The organism is Protofrankia sp. Cj3, from assembly GCF_917627355.1.
Lineage (GTDB): Bacteria > Actinomycetota > Actinomycetes > Frankiales > Frankiaceae > Protofrankia.
The window spans coordinates 1-6,101 of the sequence record NZ_CAKJTR010000245.1 but is presented as its reverse complement, the minus strand read 5'-3'; the positions used below and the strand labels follow the sequence as shown (position 1 = coordinate 6,101).

The following is a 6,101-nucleotide window of genomic DNA, read 5'->3' as shown; positions in this document are numbered from 1 at the left end:
GCGCAACTATTCCATCAATTAAGGTAGCAATTGGAAGAGCACGAAGGGCGGCAATGTTGGATTCTAGTTGTTGGCAAGCGTAGATAATAGTCCAGATGTTCTTCTGGACGTCTCCCTTCTGTCCGCCTTTCCCGAGGGGCCCCTGGTAGCTTTTCAGCTGCACATCGTAGCCGCGAAGATACACCGGAACTCGCTCGTGTTGAGAGTCAAAGAGCACCTGCTCTCCGAAACAGAATTCAAGGGAACATGCAGCACCGTTAATATCTGTGTAGGCAACACGTCCCTCGTTAACCGTCGGATAGCTAAGTCCATACTCAACATCGGGAAGCCGAATGACCCTTACAGTTTCAGGAAGCTTCAAAGATAGAAGCCGAGCCTGTTCGGCGCGCCCAGCGGTATCGTTATCTAGCACGGCGATAATCCTGTTGGCTACCCCTGCAGCAGAGAACCTCCTGACGGCATCTCCTACCCGGTCGACGCCCCCCGGTATCTTCACCACATCGAACTCCAGGAACGAAAAATAGGACGCGACATGAGGTCGAAGTAGCTCCAAGGACGCACGAATTACTCTAAAATCGAACTTTCCCTCAGTAAGTACTATTGTTGGACTGTCGCGAGACGCTCGAACTCGGATTCTCTCTCGTGCGTATTCTGCCCAATCCAGGTCGTCTGTATACTCGCCGATCAGTACATCTGTAAGATCGAAAATAACCATCGACTCTTCGTTGGCACAGTCAAGAGCTAAGGCCAGCAGTGCGCGAGCGTCGATCCCTCCTTCCCAATCGAAGCCGAAAAAAGTTTCATTGTAGTCGTGAGTTTCGGCATCGAGATAGTCAATAACAGAGGCGCGGAGCAGTGGAATGTTTTCTTTGATCCATTCTTCTACCTCCTCTTTATCCCCGGCGCCGCTGAGCTTGTTCTCGGCATACTCATGCACTGCTGTCTTATACGAGAACCCCATCACATTTAGACGTTCGATGACTACCCTCGATGCGACCTCGTAACGGACGATATCGGGACGCAGCAGACCGAACTCATGCGGTCCTAGATCGGCATTCTCATCGTCCATCTGGCGATGGCGGTCCCTATCGTAGATTAAGTCGGCCATGTCAAAGAAGGAAATCGTTTCATCTGGCGGTACATACTTGCCGCACAAGATTACGCTCTTATCGATGCGAAGTTCCCACCAGTGACCCATGTGATGACAATAGTGGCTCCCCGAGCGCGCAAGTTCGCCTGTTGCGACGTCCCGGCCCGAATACTGGTTATGGCGGCGCGCGCGGCGAGCATGGCGGCGGGTCCGGCCCGTGTAAACGGGTCGGGGGGTAAGGGTGCGACTCCCTCCCCGACTCAGTGGACGCGCTGTGCAGCGTGGCCTGCCGACAGTAGCGGCCCGACATACCTTCGCGCACCGCTTGCTGTAGCAAGCATGTGGCAAGCGCAGGTCGTAGGGGTATCGGTTCAGTTTCTACTAGGCCGTTTTTCCTGGATCTAGCCTGGGCCCTGCGGCGACTCCGTGAGATCGCGAAGCCAGATCTTGATCGAGGCGATGTCGACGGTGGCCTGGTACATGTAGTCACGTTTGTCATATTTTGTGGCGACCGCCCGGAGCTGCTTACGTTTGTTGATGCTCCGCTCGGCCACGGTGCGCAATGTGTACAGTTCCGCGTCGCATGCGGGCGGGCGCCCGCCGCGGCTGCCGCGGGCCTTACGGTTGTGCGCTTGGTCGGCGCGCTCGGGGATGACAGCCCTGATCTTCCGGCGGCGCAGGTAGGCCCGGTTCGCGTGGCTGGAGTACGCCTTGTCCCCGAGGATGTGGGTCGCCCGGGTGCGGGGCCGGCCGACCCCGCCCGGGCGGCGGACGCGGATGCCGGCCATGACCGGCGCGCATGCGGTCGTGTCGTGGCGCTGTCCCGGGGCGGTGACCCGGGACAGCGGCCGGCGGCGGGCGTCGGCGGCCCGGTGCAGCGTGGTCGAGTGGCCGCTGTGGGAACGCCCGAGCGCCTCCCGTCCGTCCGGGTCGTCCAGGCGGAACACCTCCTTCGTGTCTGGGTACGCGGCGACCAGATCGCTCGCGGGCGCGTGTCGCGCGCCGGCGGTGTGCTGGTGGGTGCGGACGACGGTGGAGTCGACGGCGACTGGCCAGTCGGGGGGCATCCCGAGGGGTGGACCGGCCCCTCGGTCGCGGTCGGTGTCCCCGCCGTGCCCGGTGTGTCCGCCGTGGTCGGTAGTGCCGTCGCGCGGCGCGGTCGTCGGGGCCGGTGTCCCCGCCGAGCGCCTGATCACCGCAACGGGCGTCCGCCTCGGTGCGGAGCGCGTCGAGGATGCGTTGCCAGGTGCCGTCCGCCGCCCGCCGCCGCTTGCGCTTGTAGAGGGTTCCCGAGTGGCCGTACCTGTCCGGAACGTCCCGCCACGGGCAGCTGGTCCGTTCCCCGGTTCATGATTCCGTCGATCTTAGCGGTCGCAGTCTCGGGAGCGGTTGGCGATGATGGCCGCGACCGGCGGGATGACAGCGGCGACGGACATCATGGCCAGCGCCGCCGGCACCGAGAAGAAACGGACCACGCCGCCGGCGAGTACGAACAGCCCCACGCAGCAGGTCATCATCGCCAGGTAACGGTGACGGATCCGCCGCTGCGTCTCGCCCGGCAGCGGTGCTGGTGCCGCTGCCGGTGAGGGAGCTGGTCCCGGTGGCCGGGACGGCGAAGGTGCCGCTGTGCCGGTGGCCTGGCGTGGGGGGCCGGGCTGGCGCGGCACGGCCGGCCCGGGACACCCCTCGGCCGCTCGGGAACGCAGCCGACGGTCGTAGGCACGGCGCCGCTCTGGATCACTCAGTACCTGGTAGGCGGTATTGACCAGACGGAACGCGCTCTCGGAACCGCCCGCGTCCGGATGCGTGCGCAGCGCGGCCCGCCGGTAGGCGGTGACGATCTGGGCGGGCGAGGCCGTCGGTCGCACACCCAGCACGTCATAGAGCGATGGTCGGGCCACGACCTACCCTTACCCGCCAGCTGGACGTGTCATCTGGAGACGATGAGGACGACCGCGACGATCAATCCGAGAATCACGACGGTGCCCCGTAGCGCGGCCGCGGGCAGCAGCCGGGCGAGACGTGCGCCAAGAAGACCGCCCGCGCAGGATGTGACCAGCAGGATCGCTGTAAAGGCCCAGGAGACCTGGGCACTTACCACGAACACAGTGACGCCGATTATGTTGATCCCAAACGAGAGCAGCGTCTTCGCGGCATTGGTGCGCTGGATATTGTCGGGCAGCAGGATGCCCAGGATACCGAGCAGCAGTACGCCGAGGCCGGCGCCGAAGTAGGAGCCGTACACCCCCGCCAGAAACACCCCGCCGCGGGTCGGCCAGGTGACAGCGGCGGTGGCTACACCATTGTTGGTAAGCATGATCGGGGCAGCCGGGGCAGCCGGGGCAGCCGGGGCAGCCGGGGCAGCCGGGGCAGCCGGGGCAGCCAGCAGCCGGGCACGCCGGCCCGCCACCAGCTGGGCCAGCCACGGCTGGGCGCCGAGCAGCCCGCAGGCCACCAGCACGAGGTATCCGACGACAGCCCGGAAGGCGCCCGCGGGCGTGGCCAGCAGCAGTACCGCCCCGGTCAGCCCGCCAAGCAGGGCCGGGACACCGAGCGGACGCAGCCGGGCGGCCTGGCCCGCAAGCTCTCGTCGATAGCCGAGCGCACCGCCCGCATAGCCGGTCACCAGCCCGACCGAGGAAGTAATGTTCGCGGTGAGTGCTGGCATACCGGTGGCGAGCAGCGCGGGGAAGGCGATCAGGGTGCCGCCGCCGGCGGCCGCGTTCACCGCCCCAGCCAGCAGACCGGCGGCCGCCACGAGTCCGCCGTCGGCTGGTCTCACGGCACCCTCCGCGTCCGGGCAGGAAGTCCTGCGGCCTTCTCAGTACACCCGCTCAGATGAGGTTCGCACGGGTGGATGCGGCTGGTTGCCGGTGTTTCTCGCCACCTCGGGCGGGAGAGCGCCGAAACGCTGGCGCGGTGGATGCCATGTGGGTAGGCAACGTGAATGGGCGGTTTCGAGGTGTTGAGGATTACCGGCCGGGTACTGGTCGGGCCGGAGGATGTCCGCGACGAGCTGTGGGTGCTGGACGGGAGGATCACGTTCACCCCGCCGGTCGGCGCCGGTGCCCGCGACGTCCGGACCCTGTCAGGTTGGGTACTGCCCGGTCTGGTCGACGCGCACTGTCATGTCGGCCTGGCCGCCCACGGCGCGGTTGATCGTGACACCGCCGAGCGGCAGATCCGGGCGGACCGGGACGCGGGCGCGTTGCTGCTGCGCGACGCGGGCTCACCCGCCGACACCCGCTGGGTGGACGACCGCGTTGACCTGCCCCGCCTGGTCCGGGCCGGCCGGCACATCGCCCGGACGAGGCGTTATATCCGCAACTACGGTATCGAGATCGAACCCGACCAGTTACTCGCGAACGTCGTCGAGCAGGCCGGGCGTGGTGACGGCTGGGTCAAGATTGTCGGCGACTGGATCGACCGCGACGCCGGGGACCTCGCCCCATGCTGGCCGCGGGACGTGGCCCGCGCCGCGATCGAGGCCGCGCACGCGGTCGGTGCCCGGGTCACCGCGCACTGCTTCGCCGAGAGCTCCCTGGCCGACCTCGTCGAGGCCGGTATCGACTGCGTCGAGCACGCCACCGGGCTCACCGACGAGACGATCCCGCTGTTCGCGGCGCATGGCGTCGCCATCGTGCCGACTTTGATCAATATTGCCACCTTCGGTGACATCGCGGCGGCGGCGGAAGAAAAGTTCCCCGGCTACGGAAAGCACATGCGGGCGTTGCACGCGCGCCGTTACGATACAGTGCGGTCCGCCTATGACGCAGGGATCGCGATCTACGTGGGCACGGATGCCGGCGGATCGCTGGCCCATGGCCTGGTCGCCGACGAGGTTGCCGAACTGGTGCGGGCCGGGCTGCCCCCGCTGGCCGCGCTGTCGGCGGCAAGCTGGGCCGCGCGTGCCTGGCTGGGATTCCCGGGTTGTGACGAGGGTGCCGCGGCCGATCTCGTCGTCTATCCGCAGGATCCGCGGGTGGACGTACGGGTGCTCGCCGCGCCATCGTTCATCGTGCTGCGTGGGCAGGTCCTCGACATCCCAGCGAAGGAATCTCGCCCGGCCCAGTGAAGATTCTCACTCACCGACCGCGAGGTGCGGCTGGCGCCTGAGTGGCCCTGAGGCGTTCGATCGCATCATGATGAGACCGGGGCATCGGGAGAGACATCGCGGTGAGCGTTCGGGTTGGCTGCGAGCCGCGGTGCTGGGCGCGGACGACGGCCTGGTGTCGACCTCCAGCCTGATGCTCGGGGTGGCCGCGTCGTCGGCGTCGCGAGCCGTTGTGCTGACCGCGGGGCTCGCCGGGCTCGTCGCGGGGGCGGCGTCGATGGCCGCTGGCGAGTTCGTCTCGGTCAGTTCGCAGCGGGACGTCGAGCTGCGGGATCTTTCCGTGGAGGCGGCGGAGCTCGCGGCTGATCCAGCCGCCGAGCTGGAGGAGCTGACCGGCATCTACGTGCGGCGTGGGCTGAGCCCGCAGCTCGCCCGGGAGGTCGCGGTGGAGTTCAGCCGGGCCGACCCGCTGGCCGCGCACGCGCGCGACGAGCTCGGCCAGTCACCGGCGGCCGCGGCCCGTCCGGTGCAGGCCGCCGGGGCCTCGGCGTTGAGTTTCGCCGTTGGCGCTCTGCTTCCGCTTCTGGCCACGCTCGCCACTGGCGGCAGCAGCAGGATCGTGCTGCTCGTCGCTGTGACGTTGGTGGGATTGGCGCTGCTTGGCGCGGTGGGCGCCACGCTCGGCGGCGCGAACCGGATGCGGGCGGCTGGCCGTGTCCTGCTCGGCGGCTGCGTCGCCATGGCCGTGACAGCCATGGTCGGCGCTCTGGCCGGAACCGCCATCCACTGACCGCGCCGGCTGGCCGGATCGCCCAGATATATGTGTCCACACGGCTACTTGTCAGCGACGAGGAAGGGGTTGTTAACTGCTGCCGGATCGACGTCCGGTAGCGTCGGATGAGGTCGTATGATGTTCATGTGAACCTCAAGGAGTGGGCCGCCGCGAACGGCGTCGGG

5 protein-coding genes and 1 pseudogene are annotated in these 6,101 nt (G+C 67.0%); 2 read left to right on the top strand and 4 right to left on the bottom strand.

Annotated elements, in window-relative coordinates; translation table 11 throughout:
• The 4 genes and pseudogenes from MJ783_RS21395 to MJ783_RS21380 all read right to left on the bottom strand — a co-directional run.
• A pseudogene (locus MJ783_RS21395) lies at nucleotides 1-1,108 on the bottom strand (hypothetical protein); the annotation flags it as partial.
• Between the two features lie 383 nt (nucleotides 1,109-1,491).
• Nucleotides 1,492-2,286: an IS5 family transposase gene (locus MJ783_RS21390; RefSeq protein ID WP_370651764.1), complete on the bottom strand. Its 795-nt coding sequence runs from the start codon at nucleotides 2,284-2,286 to the stop codon at nucleotides 1,492-1,494.
• Nucleotides 2,287-2,454: 168 nt separating this feature from the next.
• Nucleotides 2,455-2,991 (bottom strand): DnaJ domain-containing protein, encoded by a 537-nt coding sequence (locus tag MJ783_RS21385; protein WP_239313217.1) that lies wholly within the window; start codon nucleotides 2,989-2,991, stop codon nucleotides 2,455-2,457.
• A gap of 29 nt (nucleotides 2,992-3,020) precedes the next feature.
• Nucleotides 3,021-3,872, bottom strand: coding sequence for a sulfite exporter TauE/SafE family protein (locus MJ783_RS21380; protein WP_239313215.1), 852 nt, complete (start codon nucleotides 3,870-3,872; stop codon nucleotides 3,021-3,023).
• 165 nt (nucleotides 3,873-4,037) lie between these two features.
• On the opposite strand from MJ783_RS21380, the gene MJ783_RS21375 reads away from it, so the two are divergent.
• Nucleotides 4,038-5,165, top strand: coding sequence for an amidohydrolase family protein (locus tag MJ783_RS21375; RefSeq protein ID WP_239313213.1), 1,128 nt, complete (start codon nucleotides 4,038-4,040; stop codon nucleotides 5,163-5,165).
• Nucleotides 5,166-5,232: 67 nt separating this feature from the next.
• Nucleotides 5,233-5,934, top strand: coding sequence for a VIT1/CCC1 transporter family protein (locus tag MJ783_RS21370; RefSeq protein ID WP_239313211.1), 702 nt, complete (start codon nucleotides 5,233-5,235; stop codon nucleotides 5,932-5,934).
• The last annotated feature ends 167 nt before the right edge of the window (nucleotides 5,935-6,101 follow it).